The sequence below is a fragment of the Shewanella sp. GXUN23E genome, from assembly GCF_050865035.1.
Classification (GTDB): domain Bacteria; phylum Pseudomonadota; class Gammaproteobacteria; order Enterobacterales; family Shewanellaceae; genus Shewanella.
Genome location: NZ_JBOZWP010000022.1, coordinates 1 through 19,570, shown reverse-complemented (window position 1 = coordinate 19,570; position 19,570 = coordinate 1). Strand labels below are relative to the sequence as shown.

Genomic DNA, 19,570 nt, shown 5'->3' with positions numbered 1-19,570 from the left:
AGATGTAAGAGATGCAAAAACGCAATAAACAACGTGGCTTCACCCTGCTGGAAGTGATGGTGGTGATTGTGATCCTGGGGATCCTCGCCTCCATGGTGGTGCCTAACCTGATGGGCAACAAAGATAAAGCCGATCAGCAAAAAGCAGTGTCAGATATTGTCGCGCTGGAAAATGCGCTGGATATGTACAAGCTGGATAACGGCGTGTATCCCTCCACCGAGCAGGGCCTGGATGCGCTGGTGCAAAAGCCGAGTGTATCGCCTGAGCCTCGCAATTATCGTGAAGATGGTTATGTGAAGCGTTTGCCACAGGACCCATGGCGCAACGACTACCTGCTGCTGAGCCCCGGCGAAAACGGCAAGATTGATATTTTTTCCATGGGACCGGACGGTCAGCCTGGCACTGAGGATGATATCGGCAACTGGAATCTGCAGAGCTTCCAGTAATGCCAGCATACCGCCAGGCCGGTTTTACCCTGCTTGAAGTCCTGTTGGTGATTTTGCTGATGGGACTGGCGGCATCGGCTGTGACCTTATCCATGAGCAATTCAGGCCCCAAAGAGGAGCTTGAGCGTCAGGCCAGACAATTCAAGGCGATCACTGAGATGGTGCTGGATGAAGTGGTGCTCAGTGGTCAGTTTGTCGGTCTGGTGGTGGAAGATCACAGCTATCAGTTTGTGCTGCGTAAAGATGACAAGTGGGTGCCGCTGGAAAAGGGCCGACTTATTGGCAAACGTGAGTTTGATGAGCAGGTGAAGTTGAGTCTGGTGGTGGAAGGCCTGCCTCTGGTGCAGGACGACGAGGATGACGCCTCCTGGTTTGATGAGCCCTTTAAAGAGGCGGATGTGGGCCTGTCGAAGAAAGACAAGGAACTCATCCCTCAGGTGTTTTTGTTTCCCAGCGGTGAGATCAGCGGTTTTGAACTGAGCTTTTTGACCCGGGATGACAACAAAGACATAGATGTGTTGGTGGTCGGCAACCCGCTGGGCAGGCTGTCGCTGGGGAGAGAAGATGAATACCCGGCGAACTAGTTTCAGGCGAACCCGGGGCATGACTCTGCTGGAAGTCATGGTCGCCATGGCGGTATTTGCCATTGCCGCGGTAGCTATCACCAAGAGTCTGGCGGAAATGATGGCTAACATGCCGGTGCTGGAAGAAAGAACACTGGCCCAATGGGTGGCGGATAACCAGATGGTGGATGCCCGTCTCAGTGAGCCGTTTCCGGCGCTGGGTAAAAAAGAGGGTAAAGACGAGTTGGCGGGTCAGGAATGGTACTGGCGCCGGGAAGTGGTGAAAACTACGGATGACGACTTCCGCATGATCCGCATCAGTGTCAGTGATGATGACAGATTCAAGCGGATCAAAGCACAGGTGAGCAGTTATGTGGCGCGGCAGGAATAACCGTAGCAGGGGCTTTACCCTGCTGGAGATGCTGATTGCCACCGCCATTTTTGGCATGCTGGGTATTACAGCCTATTCGGTGTTGAATACGGTCAGAACCAATGACCAGGCAACTCAGGAGTTTGCCGAACGACTCAAAGGAATGCAGCAGGGCTTTGGTGCGATTAACCGGGATTTGGCACAGATGGTCGCCCGCTCCGCCCGTTTGCTCGATGGTGGCCGCAGCAGCACGATTTTTATCGCCGGGCCCAACGTGCTGGACTCTCAGTCTCAGGGACTGAGCTTTTACCGGTTGGGCTGGCTTAACCCTGAGGGCATGTTGCCGCGGGGCAGTATTCAGGCAGTTGCCTATGTGCAGGTGGAGGACCGGCTGGAGCGCTGGTATTTCCCCTATCCGGATCCGGAACTGGGGGCTGAGCCGGAAAAAACCGTATTGATGGATAAGGTACTGGAGGTGAAGTACGCCTTCTTTATCAACGACAGCTGGCAGGAAACCGCCGATGGCAGCGTCATGCCCAAGGCCATCGCCATGGAGATTGAGCTGGAAGGGCTGGGCTCCATTACCCGTAAGTTTTTGCTGCCGGAGCAGGGCAGTATCAAGCCAGATGAAGATGCCGGCAACAACAATGGTAACGGTGATAACAGCGGGGGTAGTGGCGATGACACCAATGGTGACGGAAACCCGGATACCGGCGGTGACAATGGCGATGGGAGTACACCTGAAACATGATCCGGTTTAAACAACAGCGGGGCGTGGCCCTGTTGGTGGTACTGCTGATTGTTGCCATGATTGCGGTCATTGCCGCAGATATTACCGGTCGTAACCAGCTGGCGATGCAACGGACCATGAATCTGACTCAGTACGATCAGGCATACTGGTATGCCATCAGTGCCGAGGAGCTGGCTAAAAAGGTACTCAAACAGGACATGGAAGATGCCGACGGCACAGTGCATCTGCAGCAGTACTGGGCGCTGGCCGATGTCGTGTTTCCCGCTGAGCATGGCGAAATCGGCGGCGAAATGAAAGATTTACGCAGCTGCTTTAACCTCAATGCGCTGTCACAGCCAAGTATTGAGAATGAAAATGGCCAGCCGAAAATGCCGCTGCCGGCGGTGCAGTTCAAGGCGCTGTTGGTGGCGCTGGGAATGGATGATTTTACCGCCGAGAGTCTGAGCCACACGGTAAAGGATTATCTCGATGAAGATACAGTCACCAGCCCGTTTGGTGCGGAAGATGCCGAATATGAATCGCGGACGGTGGCATACCGGGCAGCCAATACCCTGATGAATGACAAGAGTGAACTGCGCGCGGTGATGGGCATTACCCAGAAGATCTATCAGGCCCTGGCACCCTACGTGTGCGTCATTCCGGGTAACAGTGAGCAAGTGCTGAATATTAATACTGTGGCCGCGGATCAGCCTGAGTTGCTGGCTGCCATGTTCGACAACAAAATTTCAGTCGGTGAGGCGCAGAATCTGATCAATCAGCGCCCCGCCGCCGGTTACGAAAAGCTGGATGACTTCTGGAACGACGCCAATCTTGGCGGCGGTGTCGATGACAAAATGAAGTCCAGTATAGGTATCGACAGCAAGTATTTCCTGCTGCATGCCGGCGCCAAAGTGGATAACGCAGTATTCCAGATGGAAAGTGTGCTGAAAAACTCAGGCGGCCAAATCAAGGTCGTGAGCAGGCAGTTTGGCGCCCAGAACCAAATAAAAAAGAAGCAAGCTGCTGATGAAAAGCAGCGCGGCTGATGGAGAATCAGTGTGATTGAACGGTTATATATCCGCTTGGGAAGCACCTACGAAAAGCCCTGTCACTGGCTGGTTTGGTCTGAGCAGGAGCAAGAGATCATTGCCTGTGGCGAGCTGGCCAATGCCGGTGAGCTGGCATCGCTCAGGGAGCGTGCGGGTAATCGTCCGGTAGAAGTGCTGGTGTCAGCCGCTGCACTGGCGATGACCCAGCTGACGCTGCCGGAAAAGGGTCAGCGTCAGGCACTCAAAGCCCTGCCTTTTATGCTGGAAGAGCAGCTGGTCGATAATGTTGAACTGATGCATTTTGTAGTGGGTGCCCGTGAGGGTGAACAGCTCAATGTGATTGCCGTGACCCATGAGCAGATGCAGAGCTGGCTGACCTGGCTGGCGGAGGCCGGACTTAAGGCCAGAGCCATGGTGCCGGATTGTCTGGCGTTGCCGCTGGCAGATTGTCAGTGGGCTGCCATGGTTATCGGCCGTGAACTGCTGCTGCGTACCTCTGCCGGTGCCGGCCAGAGTATTCCGCTGGATTGGTCTGAAGTGGTACTGCCCAAATTGCTGCCGACAGATACTGATGAACCGATCTCGGTGGCCACATACACACGTATGGATATTCCTGGCACTGAGGCGCAGGAGCAATCGCTGGATCTGCCGCTGCTGGTGCTGGCCAAAGGCATGACGCTGGCGGGTGTGAATCTGCTGACCGGGGCATACAAGCCAAGCCGTGAGCTGAGCAAGCATCTGCTGCTGTGGCGCAATGCCGCGATTGCCGCTGGCGTTGTTGTGGTGCTGGCGTTGGCCAACATGGGGCTGAATATCTACCAGCTGGATGCACAGGCTGCGGAACTCAAAGCTCAGAGTGAAAGCATTTACCGTAAGGCCATTCCCGGCAGCAGCCGCATTGTGAATCTGCGCAGCCAGATGAAAAGTGAGCTGGGCAAGCTGCAGGGCCAGGGCGGGGGCGATCAATTATTTGCCATGCTTAACACTCTTGAGGGCAGCTTTGCCAAAGTGCCTGAACTGCGTCCGGACAGTCTGAGATTTGATGGAGCCCGCGGCGAGCTGCGGATGCAGGTGACTGCCAAAACTTATGCCCAGATTGAAAAATTCAGAGAGCTCGCCAGCAAAGGGTTTGAAGTGAGTGCCGGGGCGATGAACAGCAGTGACGACAAGGTCACAGGCACCCTGACCCTGAGGAGTTTGTAATGGACAATATTAAAATCTGGTGGGCAGGGCTGGCACCGCGTGAGCAGCAAATGTTGTCTGCCGCCGCCATTGTAGGTCTGATAGGTGTGCTCTATTGGGGTATCTGGACACCTATCGCCAATGCCCAGGAAAATGCCGGGCGACAACTGCAGGCAGAGCAGCAAACGCTGGCCTATGTAAAACAAACTGCCGGTAAAATCATGTCGCTGAGACAGAGTGGCGGTAAAAGTGGCTTCACCGGCAGCATGAGTGCGCTGGTCAACAGCACAGCGGGCAAGTATGGGCTGGAGATCACCCGCATGCAGCCGCAGGGTAACAAGATCCAGTTGTGGATGGATGATGTACCCTTTGATGCGCTGATGGGCTATCTCAACGAGCTGGTGCAGCAGCAGGGGCTGGCGCTGGATAATCTGGATGTGTCAGCCACAGATACCCCGGGTTACGTGCAGGTGCGCCGGATACAGCTGTCCCAATAACAATAAAGCAGGATATGTTCGTGGTTAAAAAGATTCTTTTGGGCTTGCTGATTTATCTGGTGTTTATGTTGGCACTGTTTCCTGCCAGAGTGGCACTGCAGTTGGCTCCATTGCCGCCACAGGTCAATATTGCCGGGGTTTCCGGCACCATCTGGGATGGCAGTGCCGACACGGTATCAGTGGATAAACGCTTGCTGGAGCAAGTGCACTGGCAGCTGAAATTTCTGCCTTTGCTCACCGGCAAGGTGACTGTCGATCTGACGGTGGGCTCCAGAGCCACAGCGGTGAGCGGTAAGGGATTATTGTCCTGGTCGCTGTCCGGGGTGCAGGCACAGGATCTACGCTTTGAAGCGCCTGGCAGTTTCCTGATTGGCGATGCCAGATTGCCGTTTCGCACCAAGGTAGACGGTGAGCTCAGTGTGATTGTGCCCCAGCTGACTCAGGGGAAACCCTGGTGTGAGGCCCTTGATGGCAAAGTTTTCCTTAACCATCTGAGCGTCAATAATCAGTTTGGGGATTATCCGCTGGGTAATATTCAATTGGCACTGGCCTGTCGCAACGGTGAAGTGGTTCTGAGCACAGATGAAAAAGGCAATGGCCTGGGTGTAAAGGGCGAAGTTACCATTGGTGAGAATAACAAACTGCTGGTTGATGCCAAAGTGCGGGAAACCGCTGAGCAGCCTGACGATCTGAAAAAGGCGCTGAGCTTTTTGGGTAAGTCCGACAACGAAGGCTATTATCCCATTCGCTACTCGGGCGTGATCCCCGGGCTGTAAGATGAGAAATGACAAAGGGCGCTGCGGCGCCCTTTGTTGTTTCAGTGCAACCGGTTAGCCGCCGGCCAGTAAGTCATCCAGCAGCAGGTGATAGTCATCAATCGATGGAAAGTCGCTGAAATGCTTGTGGGGCTTTTTGCTGTCCGGGTTTTTGATCCCCAGCTGAAAGCCGACTCCGGCCTGTCTGGCGGCAGCGAGAATAGGCTCACTGTCATCGATAAACAGGCAGCGTGCCGGCTCCAGTTGGAAGCGCTCGAACAGGGCAAGCCAAAATTCAGGATGTTCCTTGGGATAGCCGGTTTCATGGCTGGAGATGAGTTTGTCCAGGCCGCGTCTCAGTTCAGTGTGTTCCAGTTTAAGCTGGAGATTATCCGGGTGGGCATTGGTGACCAGTATGCGCAGCTTGCCGGCCTGCTCCAATCCCTGCAAAAACGGCATGCTGTCCTGACGCATCTGAATGCGGTCCACCAAATCCCGGTGCAGCGCCAGAATGTCCAGTCCCAGTGTATCGCGCCAGTAATCCAGACAATACCAGTTGAGGGTCCCTGCTACGCTGGCATATTGCTCTTCGACCAGTTTGCTGGCCTGCGCAACCGTAATTGCACGCTGTTTTGCCAGCTCCTGAGGCACCAGTTGCAACCAGAAGTGATTGTCGAAGTGCAAATCCAGCAGGGTGCCGTCCATATCGAGTAAAACTGTGTCTATTTGGTTCCAGGGGAGCATTAAGACATTCCTTATTGCACTGTTAACGGTATCAGATTTTGCAAGTCATACATGGTTGATCGGCTTCCCGGGCGCACCGAGCCATCGCTGTCCAGCAGCTCCTTAATACCGCTGCTTTGAGTTCAACCACTGCAGATACCGGACGTTTCACTCGTGCTGAGCGGGTAAACGCCTGTAGGAAATGGTATAAAATCCTGTTGAGGATTAAAAACAGAATAGTAAGATTGTAACTGACTTAAGGCATTATCTGCGGTCTTGTTCTAGTGTCAGTATATATGTGGCCCTGCGCCCTATTGCATTGCGGAGTCGAAGGGAAAATCGGCATGTCGCACACAATTAATCACCCTAAGCTATGAGGCCGCTATGTCGCAACGGCAAAAGCCTGAAATTCTTCACCGGGAAGTGGTTGCCCGCAGTCGTTTATTTCAGGTCGAACAGGTTCATCTGAAGTTTTCCAATGATGTGGAGCGCTTTTATGAGCGTATGAAGGGTAACACCCGGGGCGCTGTGATGGTGGTTCCCGTGCATCAGGGACAACTGCTGCTTGCCCGTGAGTATGCTGCTGGCACCCATGAGTATGAGCTGGGATTTCCCAAAGGACTGATCGATCCCGGAGAAACTCCGGCACAGGCTGCCAATCGCGAGCTGCAGGAAGAGATCGGCTTTGCTGCGGCGAAGCTGACCTTGCTCAAGGAGCTGAGTCTGGCTCCCGGTTATTTCGCCAGTAAGATGCAGATTTTTCTGGCAGAAGAATTAACTGAAAGTAGACTTGAAGGGGATGAGCCTGAACCCATTGAAGTTGTCCCTTGGGGATTGTCTGACTGGGAATTGCTGCTTGGCAGAGAAGATTTTTCTGAATCACGCAGTGTCAGTGCTTTGTTTTTGGCTCAAAAACATCTAAAACTTTAAGTACCACCTTTTCCCCGGCACTCGTCGGGACCACATCTGGGCAGTGACCGGGGTAGTTATGCAGCCAGAAAACCTGATTGAGTCTGTGATTCATGTCGCCCGGGAAGCGGGCAGTAAAATTCGCGAGATTTACCTGGGCGGCGAGTTTGACCGGGAGATCAAAGCCGATAATACCCCAGTGACTTCCGCTGATCTTGCCTCCCACGCCATTATCCTTGCTGGTCTGTCGGCACTGACGCCGGATATTCCTGTGCTGTCGGAAGAAGCCGCTGATATCGCCCTGAGTGAGCGCAGCCAGTGGCAGCGCTATTGGCTGGTTGACCCCCTCGATGGCACGGGGGAATTTATTGCCGGCAGTGGGGATTTTTCGGTGATTATCGCTCTGGTTGAACATAACCGTCCCATCATGGGGGTGGTGTACGTGCCGATGACCGAAGTCTGTTATTACGGTATTGCCGGACTGGGCGCCTACAAGCGCAGTCGTGATGGTGAGGTGCGTATTACCAGTCGTCAGATCCTGAATGATGCCCATCCTGCACTGCGTCTGGCAGTGAGTCGCCGTCAGGATCCTCAGTCAGTGCTCAAGCTGTTCCATGATCCCCGCCACTGCGAATTGGTGGTGATGGGCGGCGCTGCGCTCAAGTCCTGTCTGGTTGCCGAAGGCCGTGCCGACTGTTATGTGCGGGTTGGGCCAACGGGAGAGTGGGACACAGGTGCGGCACAGATCATAGTTGAGGAAGCCGGCGGACAATTGATGGATATCACCCTCAATCCTCTGAGTTACAATGAGCGGGAAACAATGGAGAATCCCAATTTCATTGTGGTGGGAGCACCGCAACTGGCCTGGGATGAGATTTTGGAAGGTCACTGATTGAATCCAGCTATTATTCTGCAAGCAGCCGCCAAACCCGATTTGGCGGCTGTTTTTTTACTTGAGCAAGCGGTTTTTGGTTCACATTCTTATCCGGATTTTTTCTTCCGGCAGGTGTTTGACTGCTGGCATGATGGCCTGATGATCGCAAGGGACAGCGACACCGACAAATTGCTCGGTTACCAGTTAGCGGTCAGGGCAAGCGAGCCGACGGATTATTGGATTCTGTCTCTGGCGGTTTGCCCGCAGCATCGTGGAAAGGGAGTCGGCAAGGCGCTCATCCGCGCCGGGATTGCCGCAGCTCCGGCGGGCATACGGCGGATTTTACTGACCGTCTCACCCACCAATCCGGCAAGGCATCTCTATGAAGCAGAAGGCTTTGTTGAAATCGGCTTTGAGGCAGATTACTTTGGTGAGGGAGAGGCCAGAATTCTGATGGCGCTATCAGTAACCCCCTGAATGCTCAGCGGTGGATTGTTTTTTCAGTATCAAGGACTGATTCTATGTTTCTCAGCCGCCGCTTTTTTCCCTACTTTATCGTGCAGTGCCTGGGCGCGCTCAACGACAATATCTACAAGAACGTTCTGCTGCTGATGGTCGCCTGGGCCAGTGTCAGTCAACTTCCGATGCCGGTTGGCCTGTTTGTTAATCTTGCGGCTGCCCTGTTCATCCTGCCATTTTTGCTGTTTTCCGCCCACGCCGGTCACCTTGCCGATTGTCGTGACAAGGCCTGGCTTATCCGACGTCTGAAGTGGCTGGAGCTGTTGTTGATGTCTGCAGCCGCGTTAGCGATCTGCAGCCAGAGTTATCTGGTCATGCTGGTGTTATTGTTCCTTATGGGGACGCAGTCAGCGTACTTTGGCCCGGTAAAATATGCACTGCTGCCTCAGGCTTTGGAGCCCGGTGAACTGGTGCAGGGCAATGCCTGGGTTGAGGTTGGCACATTCCTGGCGATTTTGATGGGCACTCTGGGCGCCGGTGTGATTATGTCAGCCGGGCAGGCTTCTGCTATTGCTGCCGTTGCGGTAGTCAGCTTTGCGCTGATCGGGCTGGTTGCCGGTCAGTTTATTCCTGATTTACCTCCGGTATCGGGCGGGCAGAAGCGCAAGGGCATTGGCCAAATAATCAAGGCGGTGTGGCGGCAGAAAAACCTGTTTGTGGCCATTATGGCGATCAGTTGGTTTTGGTTTGCCGGTGCTGTCTATCTGACTCAGTTCCCCAACTTTACCCGCATAGAATTGTATGCCACGCCAGCTTTGGTCAGCATATTGCTGGCGTTGTTTTCCGTGGGGATTGGCGTTGGGTCGTTTGCTTCTGTACGGCTGGCACACCGCAAAGTGGAATTGGGTTTGGTGGTTCCCGGGGCAATGGGATTAATGCTGTTTGGCTGCGCTTTTGATGCCGGCCTGATGTGGGTAGAGCCTCCGGTTGGCAGCGGCAGCTACCTTTTGGGGGAGTTTCTGGCGACTGGCCGCCATTGGGGACTGTTGCTGAGTTTGTTTATGGTCGGCGTCTGCGGCGGTATCTATATTGTTCCGCTGTACAGCTTTATTCAGGCTGAAGCCAGGCCAGCCGAAAGGGCGCAGGTGATCGCGGCCAACAATATTTTCAATGCGTTGTTTATGATTGCTTCAGCGGTGCTGGCAATAGTGCTGTTGGAGCTGTTCGGCTGGAGTATTCCGGAGCTGTTTCTGCTGATTGCTCTGTTGAATTTATTGGTTCTGCTTTTGCTCTACAGCACCAGTCTGCACTTTAGGCTGGCGTTTATCCGTTATCTGTTTGGCAAATAAATACGCCTCCCGCAGGAGGCGCATTCAATCAAATCAGGTCGCTTGCGGCTGCTGATCTCCGGGAGCCCTGAAGCTCTTTATCAGCATATAGATGCAGGTGCTTGCCAGACAGATCCCCAAATACATCAGCAGACTGAACTGTACCTGGTCAAAGGCCGATGCCAGCATAGGACCGAGGACGGAACCCAGACTGTAACTGAGCAGCATCACCTGAGTCGCAGCCACAATTTTACTTGCGCTCATACTATCGCAGGCCAGAGTAATGGCTACCGGATAAAGGGCGAAGGTGCTGGCGCCCAGCAGAGAATACCCTACTGCCAGAGTGATATTGTCATTGGCGGTGATCAGCATAAATACGCTGGCCGCCCCCAACAAACAGCACAGTGCCATCAGCAGACTCTTACTCATGCGGGTGGACAGGAAGCTGACCACAGGCTGCACCATCATGCCACCGAGGATCACCATCGCCATCAGCAGGCCGGTTTGCGTCTCGTTGCCGGTTTGGTTCTTGATATAAATTGGCAGCATGCCATAGATAGGACCCATAGTGAGTCCGGACACCAGACACCCCATTACTGCAGGGCGACTGAGGCTGCGCAGTTCCCGCCAGGCAATTTTCTGATGTTGCATCGCGGCAGGCTGACCTTTTCTGACCAACAGTGGCGGCAGTATCGCAAGGCCAATCAAAATGCAGATCAGGGTATATGGCAGCAAGCCCTGAGTACCGAATTGACCGATACCCAGCTGACCGATGGCAGTACCGCCATACAACGAGGTCATGTACAGCCCCAGACGTTTGGCGCGCTGCTTGGCGTTGTCAGTCATCAGCAGCCAGGATTCAACCACCACAAATACGCCAGCCACGGCGATGCCGGCCAGCAGACGGGCCAGCATCCATACCTCCGCTTGAGGCAGAGCAATCATCAGCAGAATTGTTGCCAGCAGCGCAGCCAGAAACAGAATAAATGACAGCCGGTGGCCGATTTTGGCGACAACCGGTTCAATACCGGTCGCTCCCAGCAGCAGACCCAGATAGAACATGCTGGCCAGCCAGGGAGCTAGTGCAAGCTCCAGCCCGAAGGATGGCAATGACAATGGGATCAGGCTCATCAGATAGCCGGATGCCAGGGCAAATACACTCAGGCCGGCGACCGGAACAAAAGTGCTGGTTTTGTGGGAGGAGGTCGTGCTCAGTTCCACCGCGAAATGCTCCGGAGAAAATGGGTAAATGGCGAGAAATTCGGCGCGACTGTAAGGCTGTTGGCAGGTGGCGTAAAGCGAGTTAATTTTGCTTTTACGGTCAATAATATTGCCCGTAAAAAGGGCGTTATTGCTGGTGTATTTTTGAACTGAAACAGCCGGATAATGGTTACTTTTTAGACCAAATGCAAGAGCTGAAATTCTCTGTTGTGCAAATGGGTGTCGGCTGTCAGTTTTGGAGATAACAATCGCTGAATTTGTCTGTTATCGCCATCTTTTTTATCGGGATGTGTGAGTTAAGTCCGGCCCCGTCAGATTCTCTGTGGTTGCTGCAGCCTTGGCCTTTTACATACCATTGGGATAAGAGCATTACAGGAACCGAGTTATGGCAAACATAGTGTTGGTCGCCAATCTGAATTGTGATCGTATTTTGCAGCTGGATAAGCCGTTGGCAGCCGGGGGGCGTTTTCATTATCAGGATCTTGGCCGACGACTGGGAGGTGGCGGTGCCAATTCTGGTCTTGGACTGGTGTGGGCTGGCCATCGGGTCGCGCTGGTCAGTCAGGTTGGGCAGGATGAGAAAGGTGACTGGTTGCTGGCGCAGGCCAGTACCAGCGGGCTGGATTGTCATCTGGTGTCACGCCGTCCGGGCAATACCTGTGAAATGATGTTGATGATGACGCCGGATGGTGAGCGCACCATTATTCGCCCCCAACGGCCGGTATTTGAACTGCCTGCGCCCCCCAACTGGCGCAACTGGGATGCCTTGTATATCAATTCCAGTGCCGAAGGCGCTGTCAGCTGGGCTAAAACGGCTTTGCCCCATTGCCTGGTGGTGGCTCAACTGGCGAAAGACAACCGTCAGCGCCCCTGTCATATTCTTTTGGCGTCGGAATCGGATCTGCAGGGACGTACAGAAGTATCCTGGTGGGAGTTCGCGGTGGAAATTGCCGGTGACTGCCTGCAGGCATTTGTGGTGACTCAGGGAGAACAGGGAGCAGTACTGTGCAGCGCAGATGGTCAGCAGCATGTGCCAGCGATTCCGGCTGAGCTGATGGATGCCACAGGTGCCGGGGATGCTTACGCCGGCGGGCTGATACATGGTTTGGTGAGCGGCAAGACGTTACCTGATGCCATGCTGGAAGCGGCCCGATGGGGCGCTATGGCGGTTGCTACTCCCAGTTCCGTTCCTGGAGTATTGTTGAAGGATTATCTGGAGCAGACGGCAGGCTGATGATATCTCGCCGTCAACTGTCTGTCATGCCTCTGTCACGCATAGCACACATAGTGAAGCTGTTTCAGCTCGATGTCTTTCTCGTTTTTAGCCCCGGCCAATTGGCCGGGGATTTTTTTAGCTCAGCTTTTTTGGCTGTCGAGCCACTCATGCATTTCCTGATGGGTGCCTTTAAAGCGAATACGCTCAGCCTTCTTTTCCATCTGGAAGTGGTACATGGGGTCGTAATATCGCTCCAGCAGAGCCGCTATCCATTGCAGGTGACCGGACAGGTCGTTGCGTGACAATTGCATCAGCAAGGCGTCGTCGATCATCTGGCCAATCTCTGCGGTGGCTTTGCCGCCAAGGCGCTTTTCTATGCCCTTCTGACTGCGGATCAGGTAATCCCGGAAGGCTTCCATTCCGGCCTCTTCGCCAAGGCGCTCAACATAGCCTGAGTGCATGATGATGACGTAGTCATTCAACAGCCGCTGCAGTCTGTTATCCCAGGGCTCTTCCAGTACCAGGACATCGGCCTGCTGCATTTTTTCGTGGAAGGGTTTGGGAATGGCATTGCGGCCAATCAGGAAACTTTCATCTTCCAGCAGCAGACAGCTATGCCCTGCACCCTCATGTTTGAGCAAGGCTACCGCCAGTTGGTTCTCAAAGTTAATCTGAGATGGCTGGGGATCATGCTTTTTACCGAAGCTGGAGCCTCTGTGATTGGCTATGCCTTCCAAATCTACTGCTTCCTGACGCAACTGCAGGAAGTCGGTTTTGCCTGAGCCTGTGATACCACTGAGGATTAGCATGGGCATGTTCAGTCTGGTTTGATCAATGACATCAATCAGATATTGACGCATAGCCTTGTAGCCACCTTCCACAAAAGGGACTTCCACGCCAGCCTCTTTGATCCATTGCTGGGTAATGCGAGATCTCAGGCCACCACGAAAACAGTACAGATAGGCATTTGGGTTGGCACGCAAGAACGTCAGCCAGGCATCCACCCGCTGGTGCTTGGTTTTGCCCTGAACCAGTTGATGTCCCAGAGCCATTGCGGCTTCCTGGCCGTGTTCCTTGTAGCAGGTACCGACTTTCTGGCGTTCGTTGTCGGTCATCAACGGTAGGTTGACAGAGCTGGGGAAGGCGCCTTTGGTAAATTCAATGGGCGCCCGGCTGTCCATCATGGGGCGATCACTCAGAAAGATGTCGCGGTATTGACTGGCAGGAATCATTTGCTGACTCATCAGATCAATTCCACCCACTGATCTTGCGCTGCTTTTGCTGCCAGTGTACCGATACAGACAGGGGCAATGCCTTCGCTGGTGAGCAACGCGCGCAGTGCCTCCTCGCCGTCGGCATCTACTGCAACCAGCAGACCGCCACTGGTTTGAGGGTCACACAGCAGGGCTTTTTGTTCATCAGACAGCACTGGCAGGTGCTCGCCATAACTGTCAAAGTTTCTGTGGGTGCCGCCGGGAACACAGCCCAGTTCCAGATAGTGTCTGGCCTGATCCAGCAGAGGTAATTTGCTCAAATCGATCGCCGCGCTGACGCCTGCTCCCTGACACATTTCCAGCAAGTGACCAGCCAGACCAAAACCGGTCACATCTGTCATGGCATTTACACCTCGCAGTTTGGCTATGCGGGCACCGATTTTATTGAGCTGGCACATGGCGTCTACCGCGATGTGTGCGTCTTCATCGGCGAGTTTTTTCTGCTTTTGCGCTGTAGTCAGAATGCCTATACCAATAGGTTTGGTGAGATACAGGCGATCGCCGGCTTTGGCGGTATCGTTCTGCTTCAGTTCATTCAGCGGGATTTGGCCCGTTACCGCCAGACCGAAGATAGGTTCCGGAGCATCAATGCTGTGACCACCGGCCAGCATAATACCGGCATCGGCGCAGGCCTGGCGGCCGCCGTCAACCACCTGCTGGGCAATCTCAGGACTCAATATATTTACCGGCCAGCCAAGAATGGCAATCGCCATGATGGGGGTGCCACCCATGGCGTAAATATCGCTGATGGCATTGGTCGCGGCGATGCGGCCAAAGGTAAAAGGATCATCCACAATCGGCATAAAGAAATCAGTGGTGCTGATAATGCCGGTATCTTCATTCAGTTTGTAAACCGCGGCATCATCCCTGCTCTGGTTGCCGACCAGCAGATTGGGATCGGTAAACACCGGCAGTTGGGACGCCAATATGGTGCTCAATACCTTGGGGGAAATTTTGCAGCCGCAACCTGCGCCGTGGCTGTACTCAGTGAGTTTGATGCCGGATTCTGCCATTGTTCAAAACCTGTGTGGAGATAATGGCGACCATGATAGTCAGATACGGCCACCATGCAAGGTGGCCGACCGGCTTTAACTGGAATTTGCGGCGCAGGCAGAGCCGCAGTATGAGTCAGGCGTATTGGTGTGTCAGCTGGCGCCACTGTTTAACTTGTTGGGTCAACTGAAGTTTGAGGGCCAAAACCTGTTCGTTGAGTTGCTGATGACAGAGTTTCTGACGTCTGGCCTCGAGCAGGGCTTTTTTAGCCTGATAGTAATGCGTCAGTTTTTCCTTCAGCATGTCGTATTCCCGCTGCAGTGCTTCCAGCAACTCCTCGCAATTCGGCATTTGAGCGACCTGGCGACTGGCTTGCTTAAGCTGCATCTGCAGCATGGCGGTTTCGATCCGCTCCTGCGGCACTGTGCGCAAGTCTTTGGCCTGCCCACACCAGGCCAACAGATTAATCAGCCACTTGGTCGGGTCGTATTGCCACCACTTGATGCCGTTGCGGTAATCGTATTCAAAAATATGGTGGAAGTTGTGGTAACCCTCACCATAAGTCAGCAGGGCCAGGAAGCCGTTGTCTCTGGCGGTGTTTTTATCTGTATAGGGCTGACTGCCCCAGACATGGGCCAGGGAGTTGATAAAGAAAGTGCAGTGATGTACCAACACCAGTCGCATCAGCCCTGCCAGCAGCAACATCGACAATATGTCGCCATTGAGCCAGCCAAGCAGCGCCGGCAAGCCGATATTCATAACGGCAACCAGCTTGAGATAGTGTTTGTGCTGCCACATGACAATGGCATCGTTTTGCAGATCCCGCACATTTTTGTAGTCATGGTATCTGTGCGCCTGATACTCGCGCAGCATCCAGCCAATGTGGCTGTACCAGAACCCCATTTTGGCAGAATAGGGATCGGTATCATTATCATCCACGTGCTTGTGATGGACTCGGTGGTCGCTGCTCCAATGCAGTGCGCTGTTCTGCAGCGCCAGTGCACCGCCCAGCGCGTACATCAGGCGTACAGGTGCGCTGGCTTTATAGGTTTTGTGCGACCAGAGTCGGTGATAGCCCGCGGTAATGGATAAGCCGCTGAAAAAGGCCAGTAAACCAAATGCCAGCCATTCCATGCCATCAAAGCCATGGGTGAGTCCACGCCAGGGCACCAAAAACAGGGCGCCAAAAAATGTCAGGGAGAAAAAGGCTACGTTGAGCCAAAGTACAGGAGGTTTTCGCTTCATTGGATTTCCGTTTCTATTTGAGCGTACATCTGTAAGCTAATTTAGTTATAAATGGTTGAAACGTCAAGGTAACCATAATGTAATTAAATATAATCTGAGCTGGCTGAGAGTTGAGGTCCGGGCATTTCCCTGCGGGGCTGTGTTTTACCGATAAAATCGGTATTATTTGCTGATTCCACTTACATTATTATGAGCGGCAGGATGGGGATCAGAGCGCAGCAAAAAGAAAAAACCAGAAGGGCTTTGGTTGACGCAGCATTTAACCAGTTAAGTGCAGAACGCAGTTTTTCCAGTCTGAGCCTGCGGGAAGTTGCCCGGGAAGCCAATATTGCACCGACCTCTTTTTATCGTCATTTCAAGGATATGAATGAGCTAGGTTTGACCATGGTGGATGAAGGTGGCTTGACTCTCAGACAGATGATGCGCAAAGGGCGCCAGCGTGCTGAGGCGGGGGGAAGTGTGATCCGGATTTCCGTGGAAACCTTTATGGAGGTGCTGGATTCCAATCCCAATGTATTCCGTATTCTGCTGCATGAACGCTCCGGCACCTCAGCGGCTTTCAGGGCTGCCGTGGCGCGGGAGATTGAGCATTTCATCTCTGAACTTGCGCATTACACTGAGGATACAGTCGGTCGCAGCCCGGATTTGGCGCGGGCCCAGGCTGAAGCACTGGTGACTCTGGTGTTCAACGCCGGTGCGGCCGCACTGGATATGAAGCGGGCAGAGCGTAAAGAGCTGGCTGAACAACTGGTGATGCAGCTGCGTATGGTGGCCAAGGGCGCCGAAGCGCTGCAACACAGAATGGATGCGCGGTGAATCGCAATCTAAATCAAAAAGGGGCCTGTTGGCCCCTTTTTGCTCTCTCTGCAGAGAAGTATTTAGCGTGCTATCTGCGTTCCAGTAATACACCACATTCCATATGGTGGGTGTAAGGGAACTGATCGAACAGCGCGAAACGGCTGATCCTGTGCGTTTCCTTTAAGGTATCCAGATTGGCTCTCAGGGTATCCGGGTTGCAGGAGATATACAGGATGCGCTCATAGCTCTGGACCAGCTTCACTGTGTCAGGATCCAGACCGGCACGCGGTGGGTCAACGAATATGGTATTGCACTGGTAGCTCTTGAGATCTACCCCTTCCAGCCGTTTGAACTGGCGGCCTGTAGTCATGGCTTCACTGAAGTCTTCTGCGGACATGCGGAAGATCTGCAGATTCTCAATGCCGTTAATCCTGATATTGTACTGAGCTGCATCAACTGATGGTTTCGCCAGTTCAGTCGCCAATACCCGCTCAAAGTTTTGTGCCAGTGCGATAGAGAAGTTGCCGTTGCCACAATAGAGTTCGAGCAAATCGCCAGTGCTGTTTTGAGTCACATCAAGTGCCCACTCCAGCATTTTAATGGCAACTTTGGCGTTTGGCTGGGTGAAGGAGTTTTCGATCTGCTTATATTGATAGTCGCGACCATTAACCTGCAGTGTTTCCACTACAAAGTCTTTGTCCAGATCGATCTTCTGCTTGCGGGCGCGGCCAATCAGGTTGACGTTGAATTGTGTGGTCAATCGGGCCTTCAAGGCGCGGGCTTCGGTTTCCCATGCCTCGTCCAGTTGTCTGTGATACAGCAAGGACACCAGAATTTCACCACTCAGGGTGGACAGGAAATCAATCTGGAACAGCTTTTTGCGCAGAATCTGGTTGGGACGCAGCTCAGCCATCAGTGCCAGCATCATCTCATTAATCAGCTTACCGGCCGGCAGATATTGATCGGTACGGACTTTCTGCTTTTCGACATTGTCGAACATGTAATAGTAGAGATCGTCACCGTCGTGCCAGACACGAAACTCGGCGCGCATACGGTAGTGGGTTGGGTCGGAAGGGAATACTTCCAGCGCCGGTGGCAGATACCCGGCAAAGTCCTGTTCCAGCCTGGCTCGCTTTTCTTCCAGCTGAGCGTCATAGCTTGTCGGGTTCATTGCAGCGAAGTTCATGTGTACCTTACCATCTGTGTCTGTCGATTGGGGCGCAAATAGTATACTACAGCGCATCTTTGTCCAGTTTCTTCACTTTACGCTGCCAGCTTGGCTGTGTGAAAATTTCCCTTCAGGGTGTTGCCAGCTTCAGGAGTCTGCGTGTTCCGGCCAATTCTTGTTTTTGACTCAGGTGTGGGAGGGTTATCTGTATTGTCGGAGATCCGTAGCCTGCTCCCGGGCCGGGATTATATCTATCTTTTTGATAACGCGAGATTGCCCTATGGTGAACTGGCGGATCAGGTATTAATAAGTGGTTGTGTGGACTTGATTGTCAGGCTCAGTCAGCAACTGGATGCCGCTCTGGTCGTCGTTGCCTGTAACACCGCCAGTACTCTGGTATTACCCGAACTGCGTCGGCAGCTGGACATTCCGGTTGTGGGTGTCGTGCCAGCAATCAAACCCGCTGCAGCCCTGAGTAAAGCCAAAGAGATTGGCTTGCTTGCAACACCTGGTACGATAAAGCGTGATTACACCCATGGATTAATCCGTGAATTTGCCCCGGATACCCGGGTGCATTTGTTTGGCAGTTCTGAGCTGGTGATGTTGGCCGAGCGAAAAATGGCTGGTATCCCTATTCCACAGGCTGATATGGCAAGAATCCTGACTCCGGTTAAGCAAACCGGGCTGGATGTGCTGGTATTAGGGTGCACTCACTTTCCTATGTTAAAGGCAGAGATGCGTGCCGTACTGGGGGATGAGGTCAGTTTGCTGGATTCAGGTAAGGCGATTGCGCGGCGGGTGAAGTCACTATTGCCTGATATTGCGGCTGAAGCCACTACTATGGGCACACTCTGTGGTTTCTATACCACAGTGTTATTGGATACCGGTTTGGCAGATACGCTGTCAACTTTGGGGTTCAGCGAATTGAATCGCTTCCCCCCGAAACACTGAATCAGAATTTACAGACTCAGCTGTTTTCTGGATCGGCAGTATCCTGAGTTTTGGCTTCGCGAACTTTGATGGTTCGCTCCTGAAAATTGAAGTCATTTAACTTAGCCAGTGCTTCCTTGGCTCCTGGCTCTGCCATTTCGACAAAACCAAAGCCTTTGCGACGTCCGGTCTTTCTGTCCCGAACCAAACGAATGGAATTGACCGCACCGTACTGCTCGAATAGCTCTTTGACCTCTCCCTCATGAACCCGATAGGGCAGGTTGCCTACATAAAGTGTCATCATTGGGCCCTGATAAGGAGTTGACTCCTTTGAGGGAGACCCGGACAAGAAGACAAACAGCAGGGCAGCAAGGATAGCTCCCGCAAAAAATGCGATAGAAGCAGAGAATGCTGGTGCAAATTGGTGAATACCAAAGGCACCGATAAATGCGGCAATAACCACAACTAAAAATGACTTCTGCATAAGACTCTTCTCTAATTTATGTGAAGATTGGGTAAATACTGTTAATGGCCTTGCTCATGGTAATGAATTATTTGCTTTATCTCCATAGGCTTGCTGAAAAATTGACCCAAATGAGGTGGCCGGGGAGATGGCAATAATCAGGATGTGGGGGATATTTGGTCTTATGGATGGTTGTTTGGACAATAAGTTTAGTTCGTGAGCAGTTGATGGGCGTTTTGATAAAAAGGCCTTGCTATCCAAATCTGTCTCCCTATAATGCGCCTCCATCGACACGGCACAACGGGCTTCTCTGGTAGAGGTAGCGCCTGATAAGCAGGTCGAAAGGGAAAGTCGCCAACGGCAACTGACCCTGGCAT

Annotated in this window: 23 protein-coding genes; 15 read left to right on the top strand and 8 right to left on the bottom strand. The window is 53.2% G+C overall.

Annotated features, from left to right (window positions below):
- Nucleotides 1-11: 11 nt before the first annotated feature.
- Genes gspG through ACRRUX_RS16540 form a run of 8 tightly spaced genes read left to right on the top strand, consistent with a single transcriptional unit; the run spans nt 12 to nt 5,613 of the window.
- The gene (gene gspG / locus ACRRUX_RS16575) at nt 12-446 is read left to right on the top strand and encodes a type II secretion system major pseudopilin GspG (protein ID WP_432532348.1); all 435 of its coding nucleotides are present in this window, start codon (nt 12-14) and stop codon (nt 444-446) included.
- On the top strand, nt 446-1,030 hold the full coding sequence (gspH, locus tag ACRRUX_RS16570; RefSeq protein ID WP_432532346.1) for a type II secretion system minor pseudopilin GspH: 585 nt from the start codon (nt 446-448) through the stop codon (nt 1,028-1,030). The genes gspG and gspH overlap by 1 nt, the downstream gene beginning before the upstream one ends.
- Nucleotides 1,011-1,400, top strand: coding sequence for a type II secretion system minor pseudopilin GspI (gene gspI, locus ACRRUX_RS16565; protein ID WP_432532344.1), 390 nt, complete (start codon nt 1,011-1,013; stop codon nt 1,398-1,400). Before gspH ends, gspI begins: the two co-directional genes overlap by 20 nt.
- Nucleotides 1,381-2,130, top strand: a complete 750-nt coding sequence (gene gspJ, locus ACRRUX_RS16560; RefSeq protein ID WP_432532342.1) for a type II secretion system minor pseudopilin GspJ — start codon at nt 1,381-1,383, stop codon at nt 2,128-2,130. The genes gspI and gspJ overlap by 20 nt, the downstream gene beginning before the upstream one ends.
- Nucleotides 2,127-3,155, top strand: coding sequence for a type II secretion system minor pseudopilin GspK (gspK, locus tag ACRRUX_RS16555; RefSeq protein WP_432532340.1), 1,029 nt, complete (start codon nt 2,127-2,129; stop codon nt 3,153-3,155). Before gspJ ends, gspK begins: the two co-directional genes overlap by 4 nt.
- A 12-nt stretch (nt 3,156-3,167) precedes the next feature.
- Nucleotides 3,168-4,361: a type II secretion system protein GspL gene (gene gspL / locus ACRRUX_RS16550; RefSeq protein WP_432532338.1), complete on the top strand. Its 1,194-nt coding sequence runs from the start codon at nt 3,168-3,170 to the stop codon at nt 4,359-4,361.
- Nucleotides 4,361-4,837, top strand: a complete 477-nt coding sequence (locus ACRRUX_RS16545) for a type II secretion system protein M (RefSeq protein WP_432532336.1) — start codon at nt 4,361-4,363, stop codon at nt 4,835-4,837. Before gspL ends, ACRRUX_RS16545 begins: the two co-directional genes overlap by 1 nt.
- A gap of 14 nt (nt 4,838-4,851) precedes the next feature.
- The gene (locus ACRRUX_RS16540; RefSeq protein ID WP_432532334.1) at nt 4,852-5,613 is read left to right on the top strand and encodes a type II secretion system protein N; all 762 of its coding nucleotides are present in this window, start codon (nt 4,852-4,854) and stop codon (nt 5,611-5,613) included.
- 54 nt (nt 5,614-5,667) lie between these two features.
- Here ACRRUX_RS16540 and yrfG read toward each other — a convergent pair whose 3' ends face one another.
- Nucleotides 5,668-6,336, bottom strand: a complete 669-nt coding sequence (yrfG, locus tag ACRRUX_RS16535; RefSeq protein WP_432532332.1) for a GMP/IMP nucleotidase — start codon at nt 6,334-6,336, stop codon at nt 5,668-5,670.
- 363 nt (nt 6,337-6,699) lie between these two features.
- On the opposite strand from yrfG, the gene nudE reads away from it, so the two are divergent.
- From nudE to ACRRUX_RS16515, 4 genes are read left to right on the top strand one after another with little or no spacing between them, the layout of a single operon-like run.
- A complete protein-coding gene (nudE, locus tag ACRRUX_RS16530) occupies nt 6,700-7,245 on the top strand; it encodes an ADP compounds hydrolase NudE (RefSeq protein ID WP_432532330.1) in 546 nt (181 codons plus the stop codon).
- A 58-nt stretch (nt 7,246-7,303) separates the two neighbouring features.
- Entirely contained in the window at nt 7,304-8,116 is an 813-nt protein-coding gene (gene cysQ, locus ACRRUX_RS16525; protein WP_432532328.1) for a 3'(2'),5'-bisphosphate nucleotidase CysQ, read from the top strand.
- Nucleotides 8,117-8,575: a GNAT family N-acetyltransferase gene (locus ACRRUX_RS16520; RefSeq protein WP_432532326.1), complete on the top strand. Its 459-nt coding sequence runs from the start codon at nt 8,117-8,119 to the stop codon at nt 8,573-8,575.
- A 44-nt stretch (nt 8,576-8,619) separates the two neighbouring features.
- Complete coding sequence (locus ACRRUX_RS16515; protein WP_432532324.1) at nt 8,620-9,906, top strand: MFS transporter; 1,287 nt, start codon at nt 8,620-8,622, stop codon at nt 9,904-9,906.
- 33 nt (nt 9,907-9,939) lie between these two features.
- Here the strand turns inward: ACRRUX_RS16515 and ACRRUX_RS16510 are convergent, their stop codons facing one another.
- Entirely contained in the window at nt 9,940-11,106 is a 1,167-nt protein-coding gene (locus tag ACRRUX_RS16510; RefSeq protein ID WP_432532322.1) for an MFS transporter, read from the bottom strand.
- Nucleotides 11,107-11,491: 385 nt separating this feature from the next.
- Between ACRRUX_RS16510 and ACRRUX_RS16505 the strand changes: the two genes are divergently transcribed.
- Complete coding sequence (locus tag ACRRUX_RS16505) at nt 11,492-12,340, top strand: PfkB family carbohydrate kinase (RefSeq protein WP_432532320.1); 849 nt, start codon at nt 11,492-11,494, stop codon at nt 12,338-12,340.
- 122 nt (nt 12,341-12,462) lie between these two features.
- Here the strand turns inward: ACRRUX_RS16505 and mnmH are convergent, their stop codons facing one another.
- The 3 genes from mnmH to ACRRUX_RS16490 all read right to left on the bottom strand — a co-directional run bounded on the left by mnmH (nt 12,463) and on the right by ACRRUX_RS16490 (nt 15,834).
- The gene (mnmH, locus tag ACRRUX_RS16500) at nt 12,463-13,566 is read right to left on the bottom strand and encodes a tRNA 2-selenouridine(34) synthase MnmH (RefSeq protein WP_432532318.1); all 1,104 of its coding nucleotides are present in this window, start codon (nt 13,564-13,566) and stop codon (nt 12,463-12,465) included.
- The gene (gene selD, locus ACRRUX_RS16495) at nt 13,566-14,609 is read right to left on the bottom strand and encodes a selenide, water dikinase SelD (protein ID WP_432532316.1); all 1,044 of its coding nucleotides are present in this window, start codon (nt 14,607-14,609) and stop codon (nt 13,566-13,568) included. Before selD ends, mnmH begins: the two co-directional genes overlap by 1 nt.
- Before the next feature lie 115 nt (nt 14,610-14,724).
- Entirely contained in the window at nt 14,725-15,834 is a 1,110-nt protein-coding gene (locus ACRRUX_RS16490) for a fatty acid desaturase (RefSeq protein WP_432532314.1), read from the bottom strand.
- Nucleotides 15,835-16,035: 201 nt separating this feature from the next.
- Here ACRRUX_RS16490 and fabR point away from each other — a divergent pair, with 201 nt between their 5' ends.
- Nucleotides 16,036-16,650, top strand: a complete 615-nt coding sequence (fabR, locus tag ACRRUX_RS16485; RefSeq protein ID WP_432532312.1) for an HTH-type transcriptional repressor FabR — start codon at nt 16,036-16,038, stop codon at nt 16,648-16,650.
- Between the two features lie 70 nt (nt 16,651-16,720).
- Here the strand turns inward: fabR and trmA are convergent, their stop codons facing one another.
- Nucleotides 16,721-17,818 (bottom strand): tRNA (uridine(54)-C5)-methyltransferase TrmA, encoded by a 1,098-nt coding sequence (gene trmA / locus ACRRUX_RS16480; protein ID WP_432532310.1) that lies wholly within the window; start codon nt 17,816-17,818, stop codon nt 16,721-16,723.
- Nucleotides 17,819-17,959: 141 nt separating this feature from the next.
- On the opposite strand from trmA, the gene murI reads away from it, so the two are divergent.
- The gene (gene murI, locus ACRRUX_RS16475; RefSeq protein ID WP_432532308.1) at nt 17,960-18,751 is read left to right on the top strand and encodes a glutamate racemase; all 792 of its coding nucleotides are present in this window, start codon (nt 17,960-17,962) and stop codon (nt 18,749-18,751) included.
- 16 nt (nt 18,752-18,767) lie between these two features.
- Here murI and ACRRUX_RS16470 read toward each other — a convergent pair whose 3' ends face one another.
- The gene (locus tag ACRRUX_RS16470) at nt 18,768-19,214 is read right to left on the bottom strand and encodes an RNA recognition motif domain-containing protein (protein WP_432532306.1); all 447 of its coding nucleotides are present in this window, start codon (nt 19,212-19,214) and stop codon (nt 18,768-18,770) included.
- A gap of 54 nt (nt 19,215-19,268) precedes the next feature.
- A partial coding sequence (locus ACRRUX_RS16465; RefSeq protein WP_432532304.1) for a hypothetical protein occupies nt 19,269-19,570 on the bottom strand: 302 nt, incomplete at its 5' end.